General features: G+C 56.0%; 24 protein-coding genes. 10 read left to right on the forward strand and 14 right to left on the reverse strand.

Features of this window, described 5'->3' with window-relative positions; genetic code table 11:
* Positions 1–9: 9 nt before the first annotated feature.
* The 5 genes from ACFE7X_RS04055 to ACFE7X_RS04075 all read right to left on the reverse strand — a co-directional run bounded on the left by ACFE7X_RS04055 (position 10) and on the right by ACFE7X_RS04075 (position 6085).
* Positions 10–1284: a sensor histidine kinase gene (locus tag ACFE7X_RS04055; RefSeq protein ID WP_375434379.1), complete on the reverse strand. Its 1275-nt coding sequence runs from the start codon at positions 1282–1284 to the stop codon at positions 10–12.
* Positions 1284–1964 (reverse strand): response regulator transcription factor, encoded by a 681-nt coding sequence (locus tag ACFE7X_RS04060; protein ID WP_375434380.1) that lies wholly within the window; start codon positions 1962–1964, stop codon positions 1284–1286. The genes ACFE7X_RS04055 and ACFE7X_RS04060 overlap by 1 nt, the downstream gene beginning before the upstream one ends.
* A 206-nt stretch (positions 1965–2170) precedes the next feature.
* Complete coding sequence (locus ACFE7X_RS04065; protein ID WP_375434381.1) at positions 2171–3673, reverse strand: serine hydrolase; 1503 nt, start codon at positions 3671–3673, stop codon at positions 2171–2173.
* 413 nt (positions 3674–4086) lie between these two features.
* Positions 4087–4599 carry a gluconokinase gene (locus ACFE7X_RS04070; RefSeq protein ID WP_375434382.1) on the reverse strand — a complete coding sequence of 171 codons (513 nt, stop codon included), beginning with the start codon at positions 4597–4599 and terminating at the stop codon, positions 4087–4089.
* A gap of 169 nt (positions 4600–4768) precedes the next feature.
* Complete coding sequence (locus ACFE7X_RS04075; protein WP_375434383.1) at positions 4769–6085, reverse strand: gluconate:H+ symporter; 1317 nt, start codon at positions 6083–6085, stop codon at positions 4769–4771.
* A 359-nt stretch (positions 6086–6444) separates the two neighbouring features.
* Between ACFE7X_RS04075 and ACFE7X_RS04080 the strand changes: the two genes are divergently transcribed.
* Positions 6445–7386 (forward strand): sugar phosphate isomerase/epimerase family protein, encoded by a 942-nt coding sequence (locus ACFE7X_RS04080; protein WP_375434384.1) that lies wholly within the window; start codon positions 6445–6447, stop codon positions 7384–7386.
* 140 nt (positions 7387–7526) lie between these two features.
* Here the strand turns inward: ACFE7X_RS04080 and ACFE7X_RS04085 are convergent, their stop codons facing one another.
* Positions 7527–9038 (reverse strand): TolB family protein, encoded by a 1512-nt coding sequence (locus ACFE7X_RS04085; protein ID WP_375434385.1) that lies wholly within the window; start codon positions 9036–9038, stop codon positions 7527–7529.
* A 183-nt stretch (positions 9039–9221) separates the two neighbouring features.
* Between ACFE7X_RS04085 and ACFE7X_RS04090 the strand changes: the two genes are divergently transcribed.
* From ACFE7X_RS04090 to ACFE7X_RS04115, 6 genes are all read left to right on the forward strand, one after another.
* Positions 9222–9572 carry a low molecular weight protein tyrosine phosphatase family protein gene (locus ACFE7X_RS04090; protein WP_375434386.1) on the forward strand — a complete coding sequence of 117 codons (351 nt, stop codon included), beginning with the start codon at positions 9222–9224 and terminating at the stop codon, positions 9570–9572.
* Positions 9573–9691: 119 nt separating this feature from the next.
* Positions 9692–10636: a zinc-dependent peptidase gene (locus ACFE7X_RS04095; protein ID WP_375434387.1), complete on the forward strand. Its 945-nt coding sequence runs from the start codon at positions 9692–9694 to the stop codon at positions 10634–10636.
* 41 nt (positions 10637–10677) lie between these two features.
* Positions 10678–10908 carry a DUF2281 domain-containing protein gene (locus ACFE7X_RS04100; RefSeq protein ID WP_375434388.1) on the forward strand — a complete coding sequence of 77 codons (231 nt, stop codon included), beginning with the start codon at positions 10678–10680 and terminating at the stop codon, positions 10906–10908.
* Between the two features lie 71 nt (positions 10909–10979).
* Positions 10980–11291 (forward strand): type II toxin-antitoxin system VapC family toxin, encoded by a 312-nt coding sequence (locus ACFE7X_RS04105; protein ID WP_375434417.1) that lies wholly within the window; start codon positions 10980–10982, stop codon positions 11289–11291.
* A 10-nt stretch (positions 11292–11301) separates the two neighbouring features.
* Entirely contained in the window at positions 11302–13158 is a 1857-nt protein-coding gene (locus ACFE7X_RS04110; protein WP_375434389.1) for a M2 family metallopeptidase, read from the forward strand.
* A 185-nt stretch (positions 13159–13343) separates the two neighbouring features.
* A complete protein-coding gene (locus ACFE7X_RS04115) occupies positions 13344–14174 on the forward strand; it encodes an alpha/beta hydrolase (protein WP_375434390.1) in 831 nt (276 codons plus the stop codon).
* A gap of 92 nt (positions 14175–14266) precedes the next feature.
* Here the strand turns inward: ACFE7X_RS04115 and ACFE7X_RS04120 are convergent, their stop codons facing one another.
* The 3 genes from ACFE7X_RS04120 to recQ form a co-directional block, all read right to left on the reverse strand.
* A complete protein-coding gene (locus ACFE7X_RS04120; protein ID WP_375434391.1) occupies positions 14267–14986 on the reverse strand; it encodes a pirin family protein in 720 nt (239 codons plus the stop codon).
* 247 nt (positions 14987–15233) lie between these two features.
* Positions 15234–16037: a LexA family transcriptional regulator gene (locus ACFE7X_RS04125; RefSeq protein ID WP_245118429.1), complete on the reverse strand. Its 804-nt coding sequence runs from the start codon at positions 16035–16037 to the stop codon at positions 15234–15236.
* 288 nt (positions 16038–16325) lie between these two features.
* Entirely contained in the window at positions 16326–18572 is a 2247-nt protein-coding gene (gene recQ / locus ACFE7X_RS04130) for a DNA helicase RecQ (protein WP_375434392.1), read from the reverse strand.
* 156 nt (positions 18573–18728) lie between these two features.
* Here recQ and ACFE7X_RS04135 point away from each other — a divergent pair, with 156 nt between their 5' ends.
* Positions 18729–19076 (forward strand): four-helix bundle copper-binding protein, encoded by a 348-nt coding sequence (locus ACFE7X_RS04135; protein WP_375434393.1) that lies wholly within the window; start codon positions 18729–18731, stop codon positions 19074–19076.
* A 205-nt stretch (positions 19077–19281) separates the two neighbouring features.
* Here the strand turns inward: ACFE7X_RS04135 and ACFE7X_RS04140 are convergent, their stop codons facing one another.
* Positions 19282–20217 (reverse strand): YihY/virulence factor BrkB family protein, encoded by a 936-nt coding sequence (locus ACFE7X_RS04140; RefSeq protein ID WP_375434394.1) that lies wholly within the window; start codon positions 20215–20217, stop codon positions 19282–19284.
* 183 nt (positions 20218–20400) lie between these two features.
* Here ACFE7X_RS04140 and ACFE7X_RS04145 point away from each other — a divergent pair, with 183 nt between their 5' ends.
* Complete coding sequence (locus ACFE7X_RS04145) at positions 20401–20856, forward strand: DUF2062 domain-containing protein (protein WP_375434395.1); 456 nt, start codon at positions 20401–20403, stop codon at positions 20854–20856.
* 134 nt (positions 20857–20990) lie between these two features.
* On the opposite strand, the gene ACFE7X_RS04150 is transcribed toward ACFE7X_RS04145, so the two are convergent.
* From ACFE7X_RS04150 to ACFE7X_RS04165, 4 genes are all read right to left on the reverse strand, one after another.
* Entirely contained in the window at positions 20991–21947 is a 957-nt protein-coding gene (locus ACFE7X_RS04150) for an enhanced serine sensitivity protein SseB C-terminal domain-containing protein (RefSeq protein ID WP_375434396.1), read from the reverse strand.
* A 246-nt stretch (positions 21948–22193) separates the two neighbouring features.
* The gene (locus ACFE7X_RS04155; protein ID WP_375434397.1) at positions 22194–22634 is read right to left on the reverse strand and encodes a c-type cytochrome; all 441 of its coding nucleotides are present in this window, start codon (positions 22632–22634) and stop codon (positions 22194–22196) included.
* Positions 22631–23317: an SCO family protein gene (locus ACFE7X_RS04160; protein ID WP_375434398.1), complete on the reverse strand. Its 687-nt coding sequence runs from the start codon at positions 23315–23317 to the stop codon at positions 22631–22633. The genes ACFE7X_RS04155 and ACFE7X_RS04160 overlap by 4 nt, the downstream gene beginning before the upstream one ends.
* A gap of 4 nt (positions 23318–23321) precedes the next feature.
* Positions 23322–23747 (reverse strand): hypothetical protein, encoded by a 426-nt coding sequence (locus ACFE7X_RS04165; RefSeq protein WP_375434399.1) that lies wholly within the window; start codon positions 23745–23747, stop codon positions 23322–23324.
* A 648-nt stretch (positions 23748–24395) separates the two neighbouring features.
* Here ACFE7X_RS04165 and ACFE7X_RS04170 point away from each other — a divergent pair.
* Positions 24396–25085, forward strand: coding sequence for an efflux RND transporter periplasmic adaptor subunit (locus ACFE7X_RS04170; RefSeq protein WP_375434400.1), 690 nt, complete (start codon positions 24396–24398; stop codon positions 25083–25085).
* Positions 25086–25155: the final 70 nt, after the last annotated feature.

Genomic DNA, 25155 nt, shown 5'->3' on the forward strand with positions numbered 1-25155 from the left:
CATCCACCGTTACTCTGCTAGCGGTGCGAATACCACACGGATGCGGTGCCAGCCGTCCGCGTAAGCGTACTCGATGCGGTGATTATACAACTCACTGATTCGCTTGACAATAGCCAGTCCAATGCCAATAGAATCCAGGGCGGCATTGCCTTTCTTGAAACGCCCGAATAGCTCACCAACCGGCACCGACGGCGCGTGCCCCGTGTTTTCAAGCATCAGCTCCGTGGAGGAAAGCGAAATGCGAATTTCGCCGCCGGGCAGGTTGTGCCGGATGGCGTTGCTGAACAGGTTGTTGAGCAGCAGCTGGGCCAGGGATTCATCTAACGGCACGCGCACGCCGGGCGCAACGTGCTGGGTTGTGCGCAAACCTTTCATTTCGGCTAGGTCGGCGAAGGCCGCTTCGGTGGCGGGCACTAGCCAACTTAAGTCGGTAAGCGGGGCCGGGTAGGACTCGAAGTGCTCCAGCTTGGCCAGCAGCGTCAGCGACTGGTTGATTTTGGCCAGCCGCTCCAGCTCGTCGTGCATGGCAGTAAGCATGAGCAACTGCTTTTCGGTCAGCTCCGAGTCCATGAGCAGCTCAATTTTGGCTTTCATGCTGGCAATGGGCGTTTGCAGCTCGTGGGAGGCATTCTCCGAAAACTCTTTGAGGCCCTGGTAGTCGCGCTGGGCCCGGCCGGTCATCTTCATCAGGAACTCGTTGAGCACGTTGAACTCCATCGTGCGACTGGGTTGCAGCCCGATAGTCGTTTTCTGGCTGAGCTGAAACCGCTCGATGCCCTGCAAAATGGCGTTGAAGGGCTTGAGAATATACCAGGAAATAATTTCGCTCAGAATCACCACTAAGGCCAGCAGAAACACAAACGTCCAAGCAAATACCAGTACGATGCCCGTCAGGTACTCGTCGCTGGGCCTTACCACCACGGCCCGGCTGGTGATGTGGTAGCGCTGCCCCCGGATGCGCGGATACGTGGTTAGTTGCACCACGTTCACCGTCGACTGTAGGGCGGGGTCCCACTCTTCCCGTTCCTGCACCAGCTGGGCGTGGCGGGCCGTATCGGCTGGCGCGGTCCGGCGAATGCGCACGTTGGCCCGGGCCGGATGCCCCGTATAGTCGCGGCCGCTGTGGAGTTGGGCGGCAATGATTTCGTTGAGGTGCCGGAGCTTGCCAATAGTGGTTTGGGTGACGCTGCGCGACATGGCGCCGTACACAATCGCAAAGCCCACCGACAGCACGAACAGCGTGATAACCGCGTAGGCGATGGTATAGCGGTAGTTGAGCTTCACTAGTCGGCCGCGTTTAGCTTGTAGCCCAGGCCGTACACGGTGCTGATATAGTCTTTGCCGCCGGCATCGGTGATTTTCTTGCGCAGGTTCTTTACGTGCTGATACACGAAGTCCACGCTGTCCAGGTTGTCGGTGTAGTCGCCCCAGAGGTGGGCAGCAATGGCCTGGCGCGTCAGCATGCGGCCTTTGTTGTTGATGAAGTACAGTAGCAGGTTGGTTTCCTTACGCGTCAGGTTCAGCAGCTTGCCATTCACCCGGCACTCCATCGACTCCAAGTCGGCGGTGAGGTCGAGGAAAGTTAGCACGTTGTTTTTGTGGGGGTTGCGACGGCGCATAATGGCCTTGATGCGGGCGTGCAGCTCGGGCAGCGGGAAGGGCTTGGTAATGTAGTCGTCGGCTCCTTCGCTCAGGCCAGTCAGCTTGAAGTCCAGGGCGTTCTGGGCCGAAATGATAATCACGCTGCTCTCCACGCCGTCCTTGCGCAGCAGCTTGAGCAGGTTGATGCCATTGCCGTCGGGCAGCATGATATCCAGCAGCACGCAGTCGTAGGTAAACAAAATCAGCTTTTCGCGCGCCTCATCAAACGTGGCGGCCACCTCGCAGATATAATGTTCCTGCGTGAGGTAGCTGGCAATGCTTTTGGCCAGTTCCAGGTGATCTTCTACGAGCAGGATTTTCATAATAAGCAGACCAAGCGTGAGGGGCCTGCTAAATGTACTTAAACCGCAGCTAGATGCTGCGGCCGGTTGCTGCACTTCAATCAAACGGGAGCGACACCCCGCGAGAGGCCATTCCAACGGTCTTTTCCAGCGCACTGTGAAGGTATAGGCAGCCTTATACTGGGCGTAACCTGCAACGGGCTAGCTAGTGAAAAGCGTCCGCCTTCCTATTTCAACAGTCGGTCAAGGAATTTCTTGCCGTTTAGGTTGTTGGGGTTTAGCTCTATTGATTTCTTATACATAGCAATAGCCTTTTCTTTTTGGCCATCCTTTGCCAATGCTTCCCCGTAGCTGTCGTACGCGTTCCAGCTTGCCGGATACAAACTCACCGCCACTTGAAAGACGCCCAGTGCTTGGGTGGTTTGCCCGTTCGCCAGCAGCCGATAAGCCCAATCGTTCAAGTCCGTTTCCGCCAGCAGAAAAGACGCGTCTTTTTTCTTTTCCTCGGCCACAATTTCGAGGGCATGGTCGAAACCGCGCTGCCGGAGTTGCCGGCGAAGCCGCGTGATGGGGTCAGCGGCCGGGATGCTGGGCTTGTAATAGCCCGCCAACTCGTCGATGAAGTCCTCGGGATACGCGCCGGCTAGGTTGGTTAACACAACCACCGACAGCTCGTCGGCGGGGTAGACGAACAGGGCGGCCCGCCCGCCGCCCGTCGCAATAACGGCGCTGTGGGTTAAACGTGGTTTGGTGACCCAGCCCAGCGCCCACTGCGTTGGGGTGCCATTTTTGTAAGTGCCAGCCGTCCAGAGCGTGGTGAGGGCAGTCGTTGTTTCGAAAAGCTTGCCTTGCTGCAAGGCAATGAGCCAGTGCGCCACATCTTCGGCCGTGCTGTTCAGGCCGGAGGCGGTCCGGTGAAACTGGGGAAACTCCGCGTAATTGTGAACAAGCTGGCTTTCGCGCAAGACGTTGCCGTCCAGATTGGTGGCGTAACGATAGGTTTGCGCCATCCGAGGAACAATGTCACGCGAATCACCGAAGTGGGTATTAGGCATGCCCACCACCTGAAACTGCCGCTCCCGAAAGGTTTGCGCAAAGGGCTTGCCGCGCAATTTATCGATGATTTTGCCCAGCAGATAATAATTGGTTTGGTTGTAGCTAAACTGCTCGCCGGTGGGAAAATCCAGGGGCAACGTCTGAAGTTTCGCCCACACGTCGCCTTCAGTACCGACCCCTTGCAGGCCATGAGTCACAGGATTTAGCAGGCGGTTTATGTCCGGCAAACCCGAAACGTGGGTTAAAAGCTGCCGGATGGTAACGGGCTGCCAGGCGGCCGACAGCCCGTTTAGGTAGCGGGATACGGGCGCGGCCAAATCCACTTTTCCTTCCTCTACGAGTTGCAGCAGGGCAACCCCCGTAAAAGCTTTGGTGCAGGAGTTGAGGGGGAACACACTGCGGTTGGTTACCCGCACCGAATCCTGAAGATTAGCGAAACCAAAGGATTTGAGCAGCACGATTTGTTGGTGCTGCACGACAGCCACCTGCAAGCCCGGAATGCGGCGTTCTTGCATTTCCCGGCGCAGGAACGCATCGACTTGGGCGGCGGGCGTTGGCGGAGAAGTTGGATCGGCTATTGATATCACGGGCCTCTGGCTGCAAGCCAACAACCCAGGCAGCGCCGTCAAACTGATTGCTACTTTAACTGCTACGCGCAAGATTGTGCGATTCATGGTCTGCCCCGTTTGTGTTACATGCAGGTTCAGCGAGTCGAGCAGCCACAGGGGCAGTTCAGTTGAATAGGCCCGGCGCTCAGTGCCACTCGAAAGCAAAACGATTTGTTGCTGGTCACCGCCCTAGTCGGGAAAGGTTACAGGAACGGGGCCCTGCTTGCGCTAAAAACTTTGTGCCACACAACGCAAGGGCAGCCCGCAAGTAGTTGTTTAGTAGATAATTGATTGAATAAAGAGGGAATCAGCTCACCAATAAAATAGGTTTGCTATCGGCGCTGAACACGCCGATTTAATTGTTTGTCCCGCTGAAAAATGATAAGGTAATCTGTTAGCTGGTGACTGTAAATTGGTTTTATAGCGTGCTATAAAGGCGCATAGGTCTTGGTAGAATAATCGAAAAGCTGCGGGGCCAGCTACTGGCCAGCGCTCATCGGCGCGTAGGTGCGGACGATTTTGGCTACGATGTCCTGGGGGCGTTTTCCTTCCAAGGGAAGCTGAAGGGCATAGGCGGGTTTTTCCAGCGTTTCCAGTTGAGAATCGAGTAGGGCGGCGCCCATGTAGTGATTCTTCCGCATGAGCAGGCGGCTTCGGAGCAACTCCCGCGAGCCATCCAGAAATGCCCACCGCAGCGGCAGTTGGGCTCCGGCTTGCAGCGTTTGGCGGTACGTTTCTTTCAGCGCCGAACACGCCAATACGGCTCCACCCGCTTTTTCCCACTCCCCAATACCCGCCGCCAAAGTGGCAAGCCAGTCGTGCCGGTCGGCGTCGGTGAGGGGAATGCCACTTCTCATTTTTTCGATGTTGGCGGCCGAATGGAAGTTGTCGGCATCGTAGAAGGGCAAGCCCAATTGCTTGGCCAGTAGGCGGCCTATGGTGGTTTTGCCGCTGCCCGACACGCCCATTACGATAAACACATTACTGGCCATAGCTCGTCGATATCAAGAATTGCGTGGTGGTTGTACGCATAATTTCAAGCTCTAGTGTAGCTCAGATAAATAACCCAGGCAGCTACTGGTTTTTCAGAGGCGGCAACTAGATGTGAGTAGGCTGCTTGCAGGTAAGGAAGGATGATGCGCTTAATCGGCAAGAGGTGGCCTATAGAATTACGTTTAGCACCAAAACGCCTACCAACCCAATCAGAGACACCAGCGTTTCCATAACCGTCCAGGTTGCTAGAGTTTGCGGAATCGTTAGGTTGAAGTACTCTTTGAAAATCCAGAATCCTGGGTCGTTGACGTGCGAGCATACCAGGCTGCCGGCTCCTACGGCCAGCACCATCAGTTCCGGCTTTACGGCCGAGGTGGCGATAAGCGGCAAGACCATGCCGCCGGCCGTGAGCGAAGCCACCGTGGAGGAGCCCAAGCAGACGCGCAAAATGGCTGCAATAGCCCACGCCATAATCAGCGGCGACAGGTGCAGGCCGCTGAAAAGAGTGGTGATATAGACGCTCACGCCGCTGTCTACCAGCACTTGCTTTAGGGCGCCGCCCCCGCCAATGATCAGTAAAATCATGGCGACGCCGGCAATAGCCGACGAAAACAGGTCCATTACCTGCTTCATGCTTTTGCCGCGGTTGAGGCCGAGCGTCACCATGGCCACCAGCACCGAAATCAGCAGTGCCAAACTCGGGTCGCTGATAAATTCCACTACTTGCCGAACTCGGGAAGCGGCCGGCAAGCTCAGGGTGGCAACTGCTCCGAGCGTCATGAGTAGGATGGGCGTGAGCACCGTAAACAGGCTAACCCCGAAGCCGGGCAGTTCCTCTTCGGTGAAGTGCTTGGGCATGGCGATGGTAGTGGGCGCCGTGGGGTTGTAGCGCTTCAGCGAGCGGGAGAAGACGGGCCCGGCAAGGATGACGGCAGGCACGGCAATAACTAATCCGTAGAGCAGCGTCAGCGAAAAATCGGCTTTGAACAGCGCCGCAATAGCCGTCGGGCCGGGGTGCGGCGGCAGGTAGCCGTGCGTGACGGAAAGCGCCGCTACCAGCGGCATCCCTACATACAGCAACGGCAGGCGGGTGGAGGCCGCCACAGAAAACACCAGGGGCACCAGCAGCACAAAGCCGGCCATGTAGTACATCGGCAGCCCCACCACAAACCCGGTAAGCAGCACCGCCCACTGGATATGCTTGATGCCGAAGGTTTCGATCAGCTGATAGGTGATTCGTTGAAGGGCCCCGCTTTCAATGAGCAACGCGCCCAGCATAGCCCCAAACCCGATAATCATCACCACCGAGCCGAGAATGCTGCCTAACCCGTTCTGGACGGAAACCAGTACGTCCTTCGCCGCCATGCCTTCGGCCAGCCCAAGCGCAACCGCTACCACAATCAACGACAAAAAGGCGTTGAGCTTAAAAACGATAGTTAAGATCAGCAGCAGAATAAGCGCCGCCACGACTAGGAGTAAAGGCATGGGCTGGAAAACGAGGAATGGTGGGTGGGAGCTTACAAGTAAGACTGGAAATTAGCGGCGGTTAATATTCAATAAAATTTGACAATGAGCGTGTGTTTGCATCTGTGCGACTACCATTTGACCGTCCTGCATCAGTAAGCGAAGAAAGGGAGCAAAACAAGTTCTCGCCCATAACCCTGGTTTTTCACTAGCTTACCCGCCACTCTGATAGTCGTCACCCTGCATCTGCCATGCAGGGTGGCTCGGGTTGAAGCACACAAACCCGAGTAACTTAAAAGCAGCGACCCTGATAAGCTGATTGCCGCGCGCTTGCCTTCGCAGGCAAGTCGGACTATTCACTCTAACCCTACCTTTCCCACATGCTCACTTCTCGTCGTTGTTTTCTGAAAAACGCGGTGGCCTTCACGGCTGCGGCCAGCGTCTCCCCGTACTTGTTCGCCGAAAACGTAGCGGCCAAGCCTTTCTTCGAAATCTCGCTGGCCGAATGGTCGCTCCATAAGTCGTTGTTTGGCAACAAAATCAGCAACCTCGATTTTCCGGTGATTGCCAAAAAGCAGTACGGTATCAGCGTGGTGGAATATGTCAATCAGTTTTTCAAAGACAAGGCCGAGGACAAGAAATACTTAAGTGAATTGCTGTTGCGCTGCCGCGACAATGGCGTGAAAAATCACCTGATCATGATTGATGGCGAAGGCGAGCTTGGTTCGCTCAGCGAGCAGGACAGAGCCAAGGCCGTTGAAAATCACTACAAATGGGTGGACGCCGCCCATTACCTCGGCTGCCAGACGGTGCGGGTCAATGCGTTTGGCAAAGGCTCGGCCGCCGACGTGCAGCAAGCCGCCGCCGATGGCCTCAGCAAATTGGGCGAATACGCGCAAAAAGCCGGCTTGAATGTGATAGTGGAAAACCACGGCAGCTACAGCTCCAATGGCGAGTGGTTGCTGGCTACCATCAAGAAAGTGAACCGCCCCAACGTGGGCATTTTGCCGGACTTCGGTAACTTCTGCATCCGGCGCGATACCGGCGACTTGTACCAGGGCAAGTGCCTCGAAGAGTACGACAAGTACAAAGCCGTGCGGGAGTGGATGCCGGTTTCCAAGGGCGTCAGTGCCAAAACGTTTGATTTTGATGCCACCGGCAATTGCATCGAAACCGACTACAACAAGATGTTCCGCATTATCAAGGATTCCGGCTTCAAAGGGTACGTGGGCATCGAGTACGAGGGCGAGACGCTAGGCGAAGAAGAAGGCATCAAGAAAACCAAAGCCCTGTTGGAGCGAGTCGCTAAGACCTTAGGATAAGTTGAAGCGCTTGAAATCCATTGTCCTTCCGCCGCCGGAGGAATCTGAGCTATTGTCGTTAGATGACTTAACTCAGATTCGTCCGGTGGCGGAAGGACAACGGGTTTTACAAGCCGAGAGGCAATAAAACTTCAGCAAGCTTACTCGCCGACCGTGGTGCTGTTGCTGATGAAGGCGATTCGTTTGCTGTCCGGCGACCAGGAAGGCGTGTTCATGGTGCCTTGCCCGCCGTACACGTAAGCAATAACCTTGGGCTGGCCGTCAGCTATGGGCAGCAGGCGCAGATACACGTGCTTGTAAAACGGATGGTCGCCGGATGCTACTTCCTCTTTCAGAAACGAGACAAACGCTATCCATTTCCCGTCCGGCGATATGTGCGGAAACCAGTCCTGGAAGTCGCCGTTGGTTACGGCCTGCTGCTCGCTGCCATCGGCGTTCATCCGCCAAATTTGCATGGTGCCCGTGCGGTTGGAGTTGAAATAAATGTACTTGCCGTCGGGGGTGTACTCAGGCCCGTCGTCGAGGCCAGTGGCGCTGGTTAGGCGCACTTCCTTGCCGCCGGGGGCCGGAATTCGGTAGATATCAAACTCGTTTTTGCGCTGCCCGGTAAAAAGAAGGTGCTTTCCGTCTGGCGACCAGCTGTGCAGATACGACGGACCCCGGGGAGTGATTTGCTTGGGTTTTCCGCCGCTGGTTGGCACCGTGTAGGCAATGGAGCCACCTAGCTTCTCGACGCCGCTGCTCAAGCCTAGCATCGTGCCGTCGAAGGAAAGCACATGGTCGTTGTTGTTGTTCTTGACGTCGCCGGTGGCAATAATGGTAGGTTGGCCCGAGGCGAGGTTGAAATTGTACATCAGCCCGTCGCTGTTGTAGAGCAGGCTTTTGCCGTCCCGCGTCCAGTTAGGCGCTTGCAATGATTTGGGGGAAGTGTAGCGGACTTCGCGGTTGCCAGTGGCTATTTCCAGCAACTCAATACTACTGCCCAAGTACTCGCGGTACTGCACCAACCCTTCGTGCGCCGGCACAACAATTCGCACATCCCGAAAAACTCCGGTTTCCGTGACGTCGGCATTGTGGGAGCAAACTGCCAGGCCCACGTATACCTCGTCGCCCAAGTCCACTTCGGTTACTTGCTGCGTCTCGAAAGGTTTCCCGAACTGCGCCACCCGCATCGTGTAGATTTTGCCTTTCCGTTCTAGCTGAATAATGTTGGCGTGGGTGCTGGTGGCGCGCGTTTCTTCGGTGGCGGCCCCAGCCGTGCGGCGGTATTGCAGGGAGGTTAGCCCGTCGCCGTGCTCGATGGCACTAACATGGGGCGCGTTGGCTTGCAAGCTCTGCCGCACCATCCAGCCCATTTTGCGGTGCGGGTCTACGCCGTTAGCGCCCACGAATTCAGCTCGGGCATAGAGCAGAAAGTCGCCTTTCATTTTCTTGTGGGCGTACTGAAATTCGTCTTTGTTTAACCAAATGTTAGCGCCTGCGCCGGCTATTACGTACTGCTGCGTCGCGGGCAAATAGGTAGTGGAGCCAGGTTTTACGCCGGTGCCCACATCTTGGCTGTCCTCAAATACGCCTACTTTTTGCTGACTGTAACAAGGCCGACAAAGTAGCATAAACAGCAAAAGCAGGGTTGTCTGAACGTAGGTTTTCATGCCGGGAAGAAGGTTGATTTCATAGTGGCTGAAGCAAATCAGCATGGGGTAGGAGTTTGGTAGCAAGTGAGGCACGTCCGCTGCCGGGTTGCCTGAAAGTACTGTAAATTATTTCGGGCGTACTGCCTGCGCAGAAACAACCAGTTGGCTAGTAGCTTTAGGCTTCCTAAAAGCAACACGCCCTTGCCAACTGTACCCGCCGGTGCTTCTCAGCTTCTCTTTATTTGCAGCCAAAACCGCTGGCGCAGCCTCACGGCCGAGCAACTCTTCGACGGGCACCCGCACTACGAAGCCCGCTCCGCGGGCACCGAGCCCGGCGCCCGCGTGCGCGCAACGGCCGGGCATGTAGGCTGGGCCGATGTCGTGTTTGTTATGGAGCGCAAGCACGCCGACATCTTGCAGGCAAAGTTCGGGGAAGAGCTAGCTGGCAAGCCCGTCATCAACCTGCGCATCCCCGACAAATTTCAGTTTCTCGATGCCGTGCTTCAGGACTTGCTGCGTGAGCGACTAGCAGAGCACTTGAGGGAGTTGTAAAGCATCAATTTCCAAGTGCTAATAGCGCGTTTACCATTCCTTGGCATTAAATGGGGCAAGGGCGCAAGCGGGAGCAGGATTTTGTATCAACCAAACGTCTGATTAGCCGTTTAGGGGCCATGCAATATTGGTTCTTTGCCGCTTTCGTCGCGGTTGTTGTTTATCTATTCTACCGCTACGTCACCCGCGAATCGCGCCAGAAAGCGGCCGCGCTGGCCGAAGACTTTCCGGCGGCTTGGCGGCAGATTCTCAGCGAGCGGGTAGCGTTTTATTTGTCACTTACGGCCAACGATAAGCTGCGCTTCGAGAAGAAAATTCAAGTGTTTCTGGCGCAGACGCTTATCACTGGGGTGCAGACCGAGATAGACGATGTAACGCGCGTATTGGTGGCCGCCTCCGCCATTATTCCCGTGTTTGGTTTCAGCGATTGGGAATACGGTAATCTGAGCGAGGTGCTGGTGGTGCCCGATGCGTGGAAAGAGTTGCAGGACCCCAACAAAGAAGTGGCGCCGCTCGCCGGTACCCTGTTGGGCAGCGTCCGCAACTTCCAGACTTCCCGCTACATGCATCTTTCCAAAGCCTCGTTGGAGCAAGGCTTCCGCGACGCGCTAGACAAACAGAATGTGGGTATCCACGAGTTTGCGCACTTGCTCGATGCTGCCGATGGCACAATTGACGGGGTGCCTTCCGCGACGCTGCCGCCGGAACTACTTAAGCCATGGGCGGAGGTGATGGAGCGCGAAATAGCTGCCATCCGCGACGGCAACTCGGAAATCAACGACTACGCCGCCACCAACGAAGCCGAGTTCTTCGCCGTCGTAACCGAGTATTTCTTCGAGAAACCCGAGAAGTTGCAAGAGCATCACCCCGAGCTATACGAACTGCTGTTGCGGGCTTTTCGCCAGAACCCCAAGAAGCGTTTCCTACGCTTCGCCGTGGACCCGCGCGAGTGGCTGAAGACCTTGCGCAGCCGGCGCAAATTTGGCCGCAACGACCCGTGTCCGTGCGGCAGCGGCAAGAAGTACAAGGAGTGCCATTTGTTGCAGCAGGCCGCTGCTGCTTAGATAGTGACCGAAACCACCCAGTTTTGTAACTTGAACTCACTATGACGCATGTTCAAGAAATTACTCAGGCACTAGAGACTTTGCCACCTGATCTTCAGCAGGAGGTAGCTGACTTTGTTGCTTTTGTGGTTCAGCGCCGGCAGGCTGCCGCAGCAGTCTTTGCGCAAGAATTAGCCGAGCGACGCCAGCAAGGCTTCGGGCGCTTTAAGGGATTGATCGAGGTGCCCGATGATTTCAACGAGCCATTGGATGATTTTAAGGATTATATGTAATGCGGAAGCTACTCGTAGACACGCATGTTGTACTGTAGTATGCCTCTGATAGTCCGCGACTTTCCAACACAATACGGACAATTTTATCTGCGCCTGAGGCAGAGCTTCACATTAGCGTAGTTTCTTGGTGGGAAATAGCCGTGAAACATAGTATAGGGAAGCTGCCGCTGCCTGCGCTCATGCAAGACATGGCGTACCGTGGTTTTCAGCTGTTGTCTATTACGCCAAGTCACATCAACCAAGTGGACCAGCTGCCTTTTCCCGATAACGGCCACCGTGACCCCTTTGATCGACTTCTGATTGCCCAAGCTATAACCGAAAATTTAACGCTACTAAGCAGCGACGCGAAGTTTGATGCTTACCCGATTCGTCGGGAGTTTTAGCTTTGCTGTAATGAAAAAAACCTTTCTGCCCTTACTAACAGCCGCCGCGCTAGCGGCCTGCGCGCCTACCGCCAAAACGCCCGCTACTACCACGCCGGCCACTACTCCCGCCACCGCGGCCTCAACTCCGCCCGCGCCGCAAGATTATGCCGCGCAAGCCGAAGAATTTCTTCGCAACTACTCCGCCGAGTACCAGCGCCTCTACACGCAGTCGAACGAGGCGGAGTGGCGTTCCAACACGCACATTGTGGCGGGTGATACCAGCAACTCGGGCGCCACGGCCCGCGCCAACGGTCGGATGGCTGCTTTCACGGGTAGCTCCGAGAACATCATCACCATCAAAGGGCTGCTCGAGCACAAAGCCGACCTCAGCGAGTTGCAGGTGAAGCAATTGCAAACGGCCCTCTACAACGCCGCCAACAATCCGCAAACGGTGGCCGACGTGGTGAAGCGCCGCATTGCCGCCGAAGCCGCGCAAACCGAGAAACTCTACGGCTTCGACTACAAGTACCAAGGCAAGTCTTTCACTACCAACGACCTCGACGAGCTGCTGCGCAAAGAAAAGAACCCCACCAAGCGCCAGCAGGTATGGGAAGCCAGCAAGGCCATCGGCCCCACGCTTAAAGAGGGCCTGCTCAACCTACGCGACCTGCGCAACCAAACCGTGCAGGCCCTCGGCTACCCCGACTATTTCACCTATCAAGCCTCCGACTATGGCCTGAGCCGGGAGGAAATGATGACGCTGGTACGCAAAATCAACGAGGAGCTGCGCCCACTTTACCGCGAGCTGCACACCTACGCCCGCTACGAGCTGGCCAAAAGATACGGCCAGAAGCAAGTGCCAGACTACCTGCCCGCGCACTGGCTGCCCAACCGCTGGGGCCAAGACTGGAGTGCTATGGTAGAGGTGAAGGGCCTCAACCTCGACCCCGTGCTAGCCAAAAAAGGTGCGGAGTGGCAAGTGCAACAAGCCGAGCGGTTCTACCAGAGTCTCGGCTTCCCGGCGCTGCCACCTAGCTTCTATGAAAAAAGCAGCCTCTACCCGCTGCCCAAGGATGCTACCTACAAGAAAAACAACCATGCCTCGGCTTGGCACCTGAACCTCGATCAGGACGTGCGTAGCCTGATGAGCGTGGAAGGCAACACCGAGTGGTACGAAACCACCCACCATGAGTTAGGCCACATCTACTACTACCTCACCTACACCAACCCCGAAGTGCCCGTGCTGCTACGCGGCGGCGCCAACCGCGCCTACCACGAAGCTATGGGCAGCCTGATGGGCTTGGCCGCCACCCAAAAGCCTTTCCTGACCGGCCTCAACCTAGTCGATGCCAAAACCCAAACCGACCAAACCCAAACCTTGCTTAAGGAGGCTCTCAACTACGCCGCCTTCATTCCCTTTGCCTCGGGCGTGATGAGCGAGTGGGAAAACAGCTTCTACGCCGATAAGCTGCCCGCCGACCAGCTCAATGCCAAATGGTGGGAACTGGCCAAGAAGTATCAGGGCATAGCTCCACCCACCACGCGCGGCGAGCAGTACCTCGACCCCGCCACCAAAACGCATATCAACGACGACCCCGCGCAGTACTACGACTATGCCCTGTCGTACGTCATTTTGTTTCAGCTTCACGACCACATTGCCAAAAAGATCCTGAAGCAGGACCCGCACGCCACCAACTACTACGGCAGCAAGGAAGTAGGTGCGTTCCTGGCCGACATCATGCGCCCCGGTGCCAGCAAAGACTGGCAAGCAGTGCTTAAAGAGAAGACCGGTGAAGACCTCTCCGCCCGCGCCATGGTGGAATACTTCCAGCCCCTAATGGCTTATTTGAAAGAGCAGAACAAAGGCCGAAAGTACACCATGTGATAGAGCGCCTACCCAACTTGTCATTCCGGCGAAGGAGAAATCTGAGTTAAAGTAGTTCAGCGATTTTATTCAGATTCCTCCGTCGTCGGAATGACAAGTTGGGTAGAGCTTAACACAGAACGGGAAATTGAGTTTATCACTTTGAAATCAGGAGGATGGGCACTAGTTGTAATTCACTAAGACAGGTGCTGGTTCTTCTGTTTCTGCTTGGCGCCGCTGAAAACAGGCTGGTACGGGCGCAAAGCAAAGACGCCGCTTCTCTTACCATCGGCAACACCTTCGCGCTGGAGTCCAAGGTGTTGGGTGAAACCCGGCGTATCAACGTGTACTATCCGCCTGCTTATACCGAGTCTTCTACGGTGCAGCTCCCGGTGCTGTATATGCCTGATGGCGGCATGACCGAAGACTTCTTGCACGTTGCGGGGCTCCTGCAGGTGCTGGTTGGCAATGGTACCATGCGCCCTTTCATCTTGGTCGGAATTGAGAACACCGAACGGCGGCGTGACCTGACGGGCCCAACGACGAGCGAGAAAGACAAAAAGATTGCGCCCCGCGTGGGGGGCTCGGCCGCTTTCCGTCGGTTCATTCGCCAGGAACTGATGCCACAGATTCGGAAGCGCTACCGTACTACAACCGAAACGGCCATTGTGGGCGAATCCTTGGCTGGTTTGTTTGTCGTGGAGACGCTGCTGCAAGAGCCCGACTTGTTTGATACCTACCTGACTTTCGACCCTAGCCTTTGGTGGAACAACGAGCAACTAGTACAACAGGCCAGTAGCTTTCTGCGAGCTTATACTGGCCCAGTTAAAACGCTGTATGTGGCTACAAGCAGTGAGCCCGAAATTGCCGACGCAGGTCGCCGACTTGCTGAAATACTACAAGCCACCGCAAAACCCGTCATCAGTTGGCACTACGAACCAATGCCCGCCGAAACACATCAAACCATCTATCATCCTGCCGCTCTCAAAGCCTTCCGCTACGTGTTCAAGCCGCCAGCAACAGATGCTACTAAGTAGAAATTAGCAGTGCTTTTAACCATCGAGAAGTCGGGTTATATACCCAACTTCTCGATGGTTAAAAGCACTTTCGTTACGAACAGCACTACGCGTTAGTAATTCGCCTCATCGGCCGGCAAATCAATCAATATAAACTGAGCATCCTTGGAAGCCCGGATTTCCAGCACATGCTCATCCGTGGAACGCACTTGGTCATTGGGGCCAATATCGACGCCGTTGATGAAGAGCGAACCTTCTTTCACGTAAATGAAGGTGTTGCGGATGGGGAAAGTTTTGAAGGTGACCGTTTTGTCCTCGCGCAAATTGCACCAGTAGATAGTCGTGTTGGAGTTCATATACACAACATCCTCCAGCACTTTTTGGCCTGACACCAGGGGTACTAATTCATTTTTGGTATCTAAAAAATTCAAATCTTTCTGCTCGAAGCTAGGAGCCAAGCTCTTTTGGTTGGAAATAAACCAGAGTTGGTAGAGGTGCAAGACCTTGTCAGTGCGGTTGTACTCAGAGTGGGCCAGACCGGTACCAGCCGTCATACGTTGCACGTCACCTTTTTTGATGGTGGCTTTGTTGCCCATCGTATCCTCGTGGTACAGTTCGCCTTCCAGCACCAGCGTCACGATTTCCATTTCCGAGTGCGGATGCTGCGGGAAGCCAGATTGCGCTTGCACAGTATCATCGTTGAAGACGCGTAGCGGGCCGAATTGCACGTTCTGCGGGTCGTGGTAGTCGGCGAAGCTGAAGAGAAAGAAGCTATTGAGCCACGCTACTGGCGCAGCATGGTGACGAGCGGTAGCAGGAACAAGCTTAATCATGGCAGGAGAGGGTTGAGTTGTGTGCTCCCTTACGCAGCCCAACCGCTGGAAGTTGATTAACAGCGTAAGCTTTGGCGTGTGCCGCTGGTGGTACTAACAGCCCTGCCCTAGCAAAGCAAGCTATGTAAAGCTCTAAACGAATAAGCCCTTGATGCTTGCACATCAAGGGCTTATTCGTTTAGATAGTTCTCTACTTCAAGGTAGCAACTGCTGGCATGTGGCCTCTTTACAAAGACAACACAGGCCGCTACGCCTTGCGCATCGTAGAAACCTGCTGCTGCAAGTCCAGCACGATGCTGGCGAGGCGGTTCAGTGAAAGGTCGGCAATAGGGAAAGTGCTGCTGATGTAGGCTTTAGCTTCCCAAATTTCCACCACATCTTCCACGTCGATTTCGTAGGGCGAATACAGGGGGTTGTCGGAGTGCAGGGCCAGCATCGCGCCTTCCTTGAGGCGGTTGAAAACGCGCTTAAACACAATACCTTCCTTGGAGCTAACCACGATGCAAGGCGTGCCGTCTTTCAGCGTCATCCAGTCGTCTACGTAGCGGCCAACAATTACGGTGCCGCTGGCAATGGGCAGCATGGAGTCGCCACTGATTTCGAAGGCGCGGTAGGTGCCGCCCGTGCCAAGCATCGGGAGCCGGAACTTGGGTAGCTCCTCTAAGTATTCGGGGTCGGCGTAACCGTTGAGATAACCGGCCGCGGCCTTTTGGGGCACCAACTCGATGTTCTCGTTCTGTTCTTTGTCTACCGTAAGCGCCAAGATGCGCAGGCCATTGCCACCGCCCGGGCGGGTCGGCTCAGTGGTAGCAGGCTGAAGCTGAAGCAGCGCCGCTTTGGCGTTCTTCTTTTTGCTAAAGTCAGTGGTTACTAAGGCGTCCAGCGTGATGCCGAACAGGCGGGCCATGTTAACGAGAGTAGTCAGCTTGGGCTCGGCACGCCCTTCTTCGTAGGCGCCCACCAAGGAGCGTTTGATACCTAGCTTTTCGGCCATCTGGGCCTGTGTGAGGGCCAGTTCACGCCGCCAGAATTTTAGATTGGTATTGATCATAGCGCAGGGGAGCCGGAAAAAGGCTTCATCGGTAGATAGTTACCGGCTCGTGAAAGTACGAACCCTGATACGAGAATACTAATTCAATTAGCTGAAATTTTTTGCTAATTATTTTTGGCTTCGCTACCGCTGTGTTTCTAGAAGATTGTCTTGCTTGATCTACCCCCTGCCGGCCGCAGCGTTCTTCCCGCGGCAGATAAATAACAGTGATGCAAGGGAATGACAGATTCCTCGACAAACTCAAGTTGCCGGGCTCAAGTATAATCCCATTTATCGAATGAACACCAGCTACTCCCCGCGCAGTTTCTTGAAATACAGCGAGGCCAGGCGGAGCTTGAAGTAGTCGTACTTCTCGCGCAGGTGGTCGAATAGGTCACGGAGCATGGGACTACCGCCGAGCTGCGCTTGGGCGGTCTGAATTTCAGCTAGCTCATTGGAAGTCAGGAAGTCGGTGATGCGCAGGTCGCCGCCGTTGGCGTAGGCGTTGGTGAGGTGGGTTTGCACCGTGGACGCCGTTAAACCGCGACGCTCGGCAATGGCATCCACACTCAACCCCATGCGATGGAGTTGAAACGTGGTATCCATGGTGCTGCCGGAACTGGTGTTGGTTTCGCGTTTGCGAGGCGCACGGGGCATGCCCGGATCGTCAGCATCGAGGCTGCCAAGCATTTCGTCGGTGTCGTCTAGCTCGGCGGGGTTACCACCGTGGGCCAAGATTTCCTTGATGAATAGCTCGCCATAAGTTTCAAACTTCTTCATGCCCACGCCCGAAACGCCCAACATAGCCACGCGCGAAACCGGCCGCTCAGTAGCCATTTCCTGCAACGTAGCATCGGTGAAGATGACGTACGGTGGCACATTTTGCTCGTCGGCAATACGCTTGCGTAGGGCGCGCAGGGCTTCGAAGAGCTGCACTTCGCGCGAGGCGGGCGCCGCCGCTTCGGGGGCTGCTTTGCGGCCCCGTTTAGTTTTTTCGGCTTTCTCGGCGGGTTGAAACTTTTTAAGGGCCAAAGGCCGCTGGCCTTGTAACACGTCACGGCCTAGTTCGGTGATTTTCAGGGCGTAGCCTTCCTCATACGCAATGTAGAGCAACCCGTCGTTCAGCATCTGGTGGATGTAGCTGTACCAGTCGAGGTAGGGGAGGTCGGAGCCGGCGCCGTATGTTTTGATTTGGTCGTAGCCACCGCTTAGCACGGCTTGGTTGCGCATGCCGCGTAGCACGTCGATCAGCAGGCCAATGCTAGCTCTTTCGCGCATACGAACCACGGCCGAAAGTGCTTTCTGGGCAATCAGGGACCCGTCGAAGGTGATGGGTGGGTTGCGGCAGATGTCGCAGTTGCCGCAGTCCTGGGTAAGCGTTTCGCCGAAGTAGTGGAGCAGAATTTTGCGGCGGCAACTGGCGGCTTCCGCAAACTGCTGCATGCGCTCTAATTTGGTGAGGTTGAGCTGGGTGAGCTGCGGGTTTTCCTTGGTGAGCATCTCGCGCAACTGCAACACGTCGGCGAAGCTGTAAAACAGCACCGCCGTAGCCGGCGAACCGTCGCGCCCGCCGCGCCCAATCTCTTGGTAGTAGCCTTCGATGTTCTTGGGCAGGTTGTAGTGCATCACCCACCGCACGTTGCTCTTGTCGATGCCCATGCCAAAGGCGATGGTGGCCACAATTACCTGCAAGTCGTCTTTCAGGAAACCTTCCTGCACGGTGGCGCGCTGGTTGGGCGTCATACCGGCGTGGTAGAAGCCGGCCTTGATTTTTTTCGCCTGTAGCTTCTGGGTCAGCGTTTCGCACTGCTTGCGCGAGAGGCAATACACGATGCCCGACTCGCCGGGGTGGCGCTCGATAAAGTCAAGGATGCCGCCTACGCGGTCCTGGCCGGGCCGCACAATAAGGTTGAGGTTGGGCCGATCGAAGCTGGAAAGGAACACCTGCGGCTCGTGCAAACGCAGTTGCTTCTGGATGTCGCGCTGGGTGAGGCGGTCGGCGGTGGCGGTGAGGGCAATGATGGGCGTGTTCGGGAACTGGTCGCGCAGCACCCGCAATTGCGTGTACTCGGGCCGGAAATCGTGGCCCCACGACGAGATGCAGTGCGCCTCGTCAATAGCAAACATGCTCACGCGCAGGCGCTGCAAAAACTGTAGAAAGCCCGGCGACAACAGCTTCTCGGGCGAAACGTAGAGGAGTTTCAGGTAGCCATTGGCGCAGTCCGAGCAGATGGCGTTTTGCTCGCTCTGTCCGATGCTACTGTTGATGTAAGCCGCCGATATACCGTTGGCTTTCAGCGCTTCCACTTGGTCTTTCATCAAGGCAATCAGCGGCGAAACCACCACGCAAACGCCCTCACTAACCACGGCCGGAATCTGAAAACAAACCGATTTGCCGCCGCCCGTCGGCATGAGCACTACCGTGTCGCGCCCGCTCAGAATGCTCTGGATGATATCTTCCTGCATGGGCCGGAAGGTATCGTAGCCATAGTATTTCTTGAGGACGCGGCGAGCAGAATCGAGCGTAGGAGCGAGGGGTTCGGCAGCAAATAACATCCGGTAAAAATACGACGGTAGAGTAGGAGTTGAAAGCTGAATGTAACCACAACCGGACGGAAATCGTGCCTTTTTTCAAGTAAATCCCGCCCGGCCGCAGTCATTAGGCGTGCGTACAACAGGTTATCGTATTGGTTTCATCTTAGCTTTTCACCGATGCAACAGTCCGCGCCATCAACCACCGAAAACCAAACCGTTCTCGACGCTTTAAACCGCTGCGTAGTGGCTTGCGAGAACTGTGCTACCTCTTGCTTGCACGAGGAACACGTCAAGCACATGGTAGGCTGCATTCTGCTCGACCGGGACTGCGCCGACATCTGCGCCCTCACGGCCCGCTTTGTGGCCCGTGGTTCCGCCCACGCCAAACACATCATGCGCGAGTGCATCGAGTTGTGCCAGCTCTGTTACAACGAGTGCGCCAAGCACAACGACACCCACTGCCAGCAGTGCGCCGCGGCCTGCAAAGCCTGCATGGAAGCTTGCCAGGCGTGGAGCCGAGAGTAAGTGAGCAGAGGAAGGGAGTAAGCCGTTCTGTCCTTGCGAGGCACGAAGCAATCCTTCCTCCCGAAGATTGACCTGCTCTAAACAGACAAGCCCTTACTACCTCATTGGTAACAAGGGCTTGTCGCATGATTGAGCTTAGAGCATTAAAGGGCGGATTGCTTCGTGCCTCGCAAGGATACCTGCTTTGTCCCTTACTCTACTTCAGTTACTCTTCGATATCCACCAGCCGATACCGCACGGCCGATTTTTTGGGCTTTATGTCTATGCCCGCGTAGTGCGCATAGGCCTTGGTGAAGCAGGCCCCAAAGTAGAAGATCATGGCCGAGTAGAACACGAACAACAACACCAACACAACGCTGGAGGCTGCGCCATAAATAGGCCCTAAGTTGCTTTGTACCAACAGCCTGCCTAGCACAAATTCGCCTAAGTCGATGAGGATGGCGGTTAGAGCCGCACCGCGGATTACGGCTCGCCACGGTACCTTGGCGCTGCTTAGGTTCCGAAATGTGACGCCGAACCAAGCCGCTAAAATCAGCAGGGACGTGAGCTGACTGATGCCGATGAACAGGTAATAGCCCACATTGGTGTCGAAGTCGCGGATGTAATCGGTTACGAAGGCAATGACGGCGTCGGTCAGGAAGGTTAGCAACGAGAGCAAACCGGTTGCTACGAGTACGCCTAAAGAACGGGCCCGCTCGTGCAAGGCCTTATCGAAGCGGCCGCCCCCGCGCCGCGGCCGAATCTGCCAGAGCTGGTTGAGCGAGTGCTGAATCACGACGAAAAGCGTGGTGGCAATGAAGAGCAGAAAAATAAAGCCGAGCCAGGTAAGCAGGCGGCTGCGCTGCACGTTGGTCACGTTTTGCAAAATCTCGTCCACCAAATCGGCAGCCGAAGACCCCAGCAGGTTGGAGAGTTTGGATAGCAGCAGCGCCCGCACAGCCGAAGTGGAATACACCGACCCCAATACCTGCACCAGAATAAGCACGATGGGCGGGAGGGCAAATGTGGTGAAAAAGGCCGTGGCTGCGCCCAAACGCAAAGGGTCGTTCGCAATCAGCTCCCGCGCCGCGCGCCGGAGCAAAATCAGGGTGGTCGTAAGATTCTGGCGGCGGGTTGGGTGCGGCCCGTGTACTTTTGTCATCAGCCTTGCGTACTACTTGCGGCGCAATGGCCGGCGGCGCAAGGTGCGAAGATAACGCCCTTGCCCTGTTTCCTCCGCATCTTCGTTTCCTGCTTGCCTGTGACTTCTTCCTCTTCACCCGTTTCGCGGCCTCCGCAGCCGCCTGCTTCAACTAGCTGGTGGCGACGGCGCCTAGTTGAACCTGTGCTTGATATTCTCAAGCAGGGTCTTACGCCCAAACAACTGGCGCTGACCATGGCGCTAGGCATTGTGTTCGGGTTAGTACCCGTGATGGGCATCACCACCCTGATGGGCACGGCAGCGGCGGTGCGCTTGCGCCTGAACGTAGCGGCGCTACTGCTGATCAGCCACTTGCTTAGCCCTGTGCAACTGCTACTTATTATTCCGTTGATGCGCCTCGGGGCTCAGCTGCTGGGCGACAGTACCGGTCCTGAGTTGAGCTTAGAGCAGCTACAACACTTGATTGCCAACAACTGGCGCGATGCCGTGCATTTACTGTGGCAGGCGTGCGCCGGTGCCATGCTGATTTGGGCCGTAGCCGCCGTCCCGCTCGGACTTTTATTGAATTTTGGCTTGCGGCCCGTATTCCGCTGGCTGTTGGCGCGGCAAACGAAAAAGAGAGAGGCTGCGGAAGTATAAATTGTCCTTATAGGGAAGTGACTATTTAACTGCGCAAAGCCTTGAAAATCAAACAAGCCCTCGACACATGCGTGTCGGGGGCTTGTTTTGTTAGCGGGCTGCCGTGCTTGCAACGGCATTTCTCACCCATCACCTTATCTCTGGTAGAAGGGCTCTTGCTGGTTGAAATACTGGTTTAGGGGCTCATCGGCGGCCGGGTTCAGCACCATCATGTCCACGAACTGGTAGCCTTCGATGCGGCCTTCAATAACGGGGCCTAACTCCTGCAAGAAATCAGCTTGCTGCTCGTCGGTGAGGAAGGCTAGTAAGACGCGGGGTGGCTCCTGGCTGTTTTCGATGCGCAGTTCCGCTAGATAAGCCTGCTCGATGAAGGGGCGGGTGACACAGTAGGCGCGCAAGGCATCGAGTAGCACCGTTGGCGGCTCGGCGGGCGGACCTACCTGCACGGGCACCTGACCTGGGCCTTCGGCGGGGGGCGCCATCAAGTCGCTGGCGAGCAGATCCTGCATTTCTTGGCTGGTCAGCAGCTTGCCGGACGGCGAGAACGGATTGAGCACGCAATCGGTGGCTTGTACCATCTGGAGCAAGTCTTGGCCCCGTACCCGAATGTAGGAGATGCCCTCGGGGGCAAGGCCGCCTTCAAATACGCGTTCCACCGACGTGAAGAGCGGAATTTTGCCGTCGTTCAATACTTGCAGCTGAATCTCCATGCCGGGCGTGAGGGGCACCTCGCCTCCCGCGTCACCTTCTTTGGGCAGCGTAACGGCCAGCACATCTTCGTGGAGCAGCGCTTGGTAGAAGGCCGGGCGGATGTTGGGCTCGTTGGCGGCGCGCATCAACAACTCCTCTAGCACGTTGGTGGGCGGATAAGGAAAATTGGGCTGGGGCGGCTGCCCGTACGCCGGCTCCGGAATGAGCGGCATGGGCGGTATAGGCGGGGCCTGCTGCTCGGGGGTCGGTAGCGTATAGTTGGCGCCTTTATAGCGGGGGCCGGTGGGCGCGGGGGCAGGCGCGGAAGTAGCATCAGGAGCCGCAGCCGGTGGGGTTATTGGCGCTTCAGGCTTCTTTTTCAGGAAATCAAACAGACCCATATAAATATGAAAAGTGAAGGTGCAAGCTACTTAAGATTGTGGGAAGATGCATACCCGCAGCCGGGGCAAACTGTACTGAAAGCAAGATACAGTAGTAAACTTCTGACTACCAATCGGCTGCTGTTCAACCAGAACGGCCGTGTTGGCAAGCCGCCACTCAATTCCCGTTACCTAGTAACGAGCGGCAGCAGTTCGCGTTATAGATAAGCTCTTTTACTGGGTAGCGCTCCTTTATCAAGCTGATTATTAACGGATAATGCTACCGTTGCACGGACCCAGCAGCTCGGTTACCTCCCGGATGGTATAAAGCTCGTTTTTGTTGCCCCAGCTCTGCTGCACGAAGTTCAGCAGGTTGGTGATTTCGGCGTCGGTCAGGTCTTGCTTGTGGCCCGGCATCACTTGGTTGTACTCAATACCATTCACCACCAACGGACCGTTCTGCCCGTTGCGGATCAGGCAGGGCAGGTCGGAGCGGTGGGTGGCTACGTAGTCGGAAGCAGCGACGGGCGGAATAAGCCGGCGCAAACCCTGGCCCTGCTCGCCATGGCAGCTGGAGCAGTGCGCTTGGTAGAGTTGAGCGCCCTCGTTCTGCTTGTTGGAAAAGCAGCCCGTAGTACCCACCGAAAACAGCAGCCCAGCGGCCAGCACGGCACTTAGGCGAAGCAGCAGGGGCAACGGCTGGCTCATTTGGCGGCCGTTTGCCGGGCTTCGGCCTCTTCCTTCAACAGTATCGGCAAATCTTGGATCAGCAGATCTACCTGCGATTTTTCCATTCCGTCGTACACGCCCCGAACCCGGCGTTTCGAGTCAACGAGGGCAAACGTGCCGCTGTGCGCATAGCCTCCCTCCACGCCCTTATCCACTTCCGCGCCCGTCATATAGGCGCGGGCTAACGCGAAAATGGTGTCGTGGGGGGCCGTGGCGAAGTGCCAGCGCGAGGCGTCCTGAATGCCCAGGCGCTGAGCGTAGTCGCGCAGCACCGGAATAGAGTCGTGGGCGGGGTCGATGGTGTGGCTCAGGAACAGCACGTTGGGGTTGTTCTTGTTGGCCTCGTATACCCGCAGCAACTCGCTTTGCATCTTGGGGCAGATGCTCGGGCAGGTGGCAAAAAAGAAGTCGGTGACGTAGACCTTACCGGCAAACGTTTGGTTGGTAATCGTCTGCCCGTCCTGGTTGGTAAGGGTGAAGGCCGGTATGGAGTCGGGCAGCGTGTCGGAGGGGCTGGTGGGCAGCTTGTGCTTGATGCCCAGAATAGGTAGGCGGTCTTCGGTGGCTTGGCTGGGGGTATGGGAGCAGCTAAACAAGTGGAAGCTAACGGCTACTAGTAAAGTTGCCAAGGCCGCCTGCATACGAGAAAAAGGTAACAGCATTGCGTTATTGAGCGGTAGTTGTAGTTGTTTCCGCGGTCTGCACTAATAACCGCGCCGAGTTGATACTAGTGCGAAACAGGCTCGCCACCGAATCGATTTTTTTCTGTTGACCCGCAAAGTAATCGAGGCGTCGGGCTACGGCCACGGTGTCGGCGGGCTTGCGGTAGCGGTGCATCCAATTCAGCATAGCGGCATCGGCGGCGAGTAGCGCCCGGCGCTGGCGCCCGGCGGCTACTGTATCGGGGCCGGGCGTTTTCTGGATTTGCTGCCGCAGGACGGTAAGCTGGTCCATTTGGGCCATCAGTTCGTCGTGCTTGGCCAGCATGGCTTTTTCGGCGGCTTCGGCTTTTTGCTCGTCGCTCTGCAATGAGAGGCAGGCGGGCAGACCGATGAGTAGGGGCAGTAAGAGTAACAAGCAAAGCTTTTTCACATCCGCAAAGGTAGCTGGTAGTGCGTTACGGTTTCTGCTAATCAGAGCATGCGTGAAGGGGCAGACAAGCAAGTCAACCTCTGGCAATGGGCCTGCGGCTACACGATTTGCAAGAGCAGAAAAACAAAGTCTTGCTGTTGGTTTAACCCCTGACCCTAAACCGCGTTAGGCATACAGTGAACTTGGCTACTTATTAGCATGAAACAGAACGAGATAGAGCCCCGTCAGAACCGAGTTATTTACGTGCTCATGGCAGTTGTTGCCGGGATTGGATTAATCGTTGCCCTCTGGTACCATGCTCAGTCATGAGGACCTTGTAGGAACTAAGGTATTACTCCTCGTTCTGCACGCGAAACCATGCGTGAGACCACCTAAAAGCCTCTGTATTTCGAGCGAGCGGCACTGGTACGTAATTTTTGAAAATACAGCTAACTTTTTGGTAGCATATATTTGATATAAAATTAGATTTTAAGTATCTTTAATATACGATATTCTCCTGCGCGTCCCCGCTCCTTGAATAGTGGGGGAGCCTGCACCTTACGGCTGAATGCTAGCAGCGCGTTCAAACGAATGCGCCGAAAAAGTGTGCGAAAGAGTTGTGGCTGTTGGTGGTGAAGACGATTTGTTACATGCCCAATCGAGGATTTTATGGGTTTAATTTTCCTCTCTTTCTTTGCTTCTTCCATTCTGTTCGGGGCCGCCTTGAGGTATCCGCTAAGAGCCCAGTACCAGCACCAGAATGCTTCTATTGCGTTATCAACAGCTTTTGGGCCGGCGAAAAGCCACCGTTCAAACAACGGCTTGGTAACTACCAAAGGCACTGTGGAAGCCATTCGTACTCTACCCTTGATGGCACCTGGGCACGGCTGGGTGAGGGAAGTGTTCTTTGCCGACGGCGACTACGTTCGGGGCCGACAGATTCTGTTGAAATTCCTTGAAAGCGACTCCCGTTCCGGCAAGTTCAGCCGGAACTACTTGCTAGCCCCGCGTTCCGGGTTCTTGGTGAAGAGAAATGTAGAGGTTGGCTACCGGCTGCGGCCGAGTACGTGCGTGGCTACGCTGCAAGACGTGTCTCAGGTGCAGGTGCCCCTGGCAGTATCGCCGCAGGTTGGGCGTTCCGTCCGCGTCTGCGACCCGGTGCTAGTTCGGGTTGCCGAAATGCCCGGCCGCACCTTCACTGGGGTCGTGGAGCGCATCGAGAAGCAGAAACTTCCTCGGCCCAAAACGGTGGTTTTAATCACTGTGCGAAATGCTGTTGCGCCGTTAATTAGGCCACTAATGCACGCCCATGTTTCGTGGAATACCCGCCAGTTGCCGTCGTCTGTGGCCCAGCGGTAAAGAGAATGTTCTTCACGCCAGCTACTTAGGTGGCGGCTTCACTGAAAGAATTATGCCTTCCTTCTAAACT

This window comes from uncultured Hymenobacter sp. (assembly GCF_964242765.1).
GTDB lineage: Bacteria > Bacteroidota > Bacteroidia > Cytophagales > Hymenobacteraceae > Hymenobacter.

Excerpts from the sequence above, each read along its gene's own strand:
- ACFE7X_RS04140 (WP_375434394.1), bottom strand. The coding sequence starts at position 20,217 with ATGACAAAAGTACACGGGCCGCACCCAACCCGCCGCCAGAATCTTACG.
- ACFE7X_RS04095 (WP_375434387.1), top strand. The coding sequence starts at position 9,692 with ATGCAATATTGGTTCTTTGCCGCTTTCGTCGCGGTTGTTGTTTATCTA.
- ACFE7X_RS04075 (WP_375434383.1), bottom strand. The coding sequence starts at position 6,085 with ATGCCTTTACTCCTAGTCGTGGCGGCGCTTATTCTGCTGCTGATCTTA.
- ACFE7X_RS04150 (WP_375434396.1), bottom strand. The coding sequence starts at position 21,947 with ATGGGTCTGTTTGATTTCCTGAAAAAGAAGCCTGAAGCGCCAATAACC.
- ACFE7X_RS04085 (WP_375434385.1), bottom strand. The coding sequence starts at position 9,038 with ATGAAAACCTACGTTCAGACAACCCTGCTTTTGCTGTTTATGCTACTT.
- ACFE7X_RS04100 (WP_375434388.1), top strand. The coding sequence starts at position 10,678 with ATGACGCATGTTCAAGAAATTACTCAGGCACTAGAGACTTTGCCACCT.
- ACFE7X_RS04155 (WP_375434397.1), bottom strand. The coding sequence starts at position 22,634 with ATGAGCCAGCCGTTGCCCCTGCTGCTTCGCCTAAGTGCCGTGCTGGCC.
- ACFE7X_RS04060 (WP_375434380.1), bottom strand. The coding sequence starts at position 1,964 with ATGAAAATCCTGCTCGTAGAAGATCACCTGGAACTGGCCAAAAGCATT.
- ACFE7X_RS04080 (WP_375434384.1), top strand. The coding sequence starts at position 6,445 with ATGCTCACTTCTCGTCGTTGTTTTCTGAAAAACGCGGTGGCCTTCACG.
- ACFE7X_RS04070 (WP_375434382.1), bottom strand. The coding sequence starts at position 4,599 with ATGGCCAGTAATGTGTTTATCGTAATGGGCGTGTCGGGCAGCGGCAAA.
- ACFE7X_RS04170 (WP_375434400.1), top strand. The coding sequence starts at position 24,396 with ATGGGTTTAATTTTCCTCTCTTTCTTTGCTTCTTCCATTCTGTTCGGG.
- ACFE7X_RS04065 (WP_375434381.1), bottom strand. The coding sequence starts at position 3,673 with ATGAATCGCACAATCTTGCGCGTAGCAGTTAAAGTAGCAATCAGTTTG.
- ACFE7X_RS04120 (WP_375434391.1), bottom strand. The coding sequence starts at position 14,986 with ATGATTAAGCTTGTTCCTGCTACCGCTCGTCACCATGCTGCGCCAGTA.
- ACFE7X_RS04135 (WP_375434393.1), top strand. The coding sequence starts at position 18,729 with ATGCAACAGTCCGCGCCATCAACCACCGAAAACCAAACCGTTCTCGAC.
- recQ (WP_375434392.1), bottom strand. The coding sequence starts at position 18,572 with ATGTTATTTGCTGCCGAACCCCTCGCTCCTACGCTCGATTCTGCTCGC.
- ACFE7X_RS04110 (WP_375434389.1), top strand. The coding sequence starts at position 11,302 with ATGAAAAAAACCTTTCTGCCCTTACTAACAGCCGCCGCGCTAGCGGCC.
- ACFE7X_RS04125 (WP_245118429.1), bottom strand. The coding sequence starts at position 16,037 with ATGATCAATACCAATCTAAAATTCTGGCGGCGTGAACTGGCCCTCACA.
- ACFE7X_RS04160 (WP_375434398.1), bottom strand. The coding sequence starts at position 23,317 with ATGCTGTTACCTTTTTCTCGTATGCAGGCGGCCTTGGCAACTTTACTA.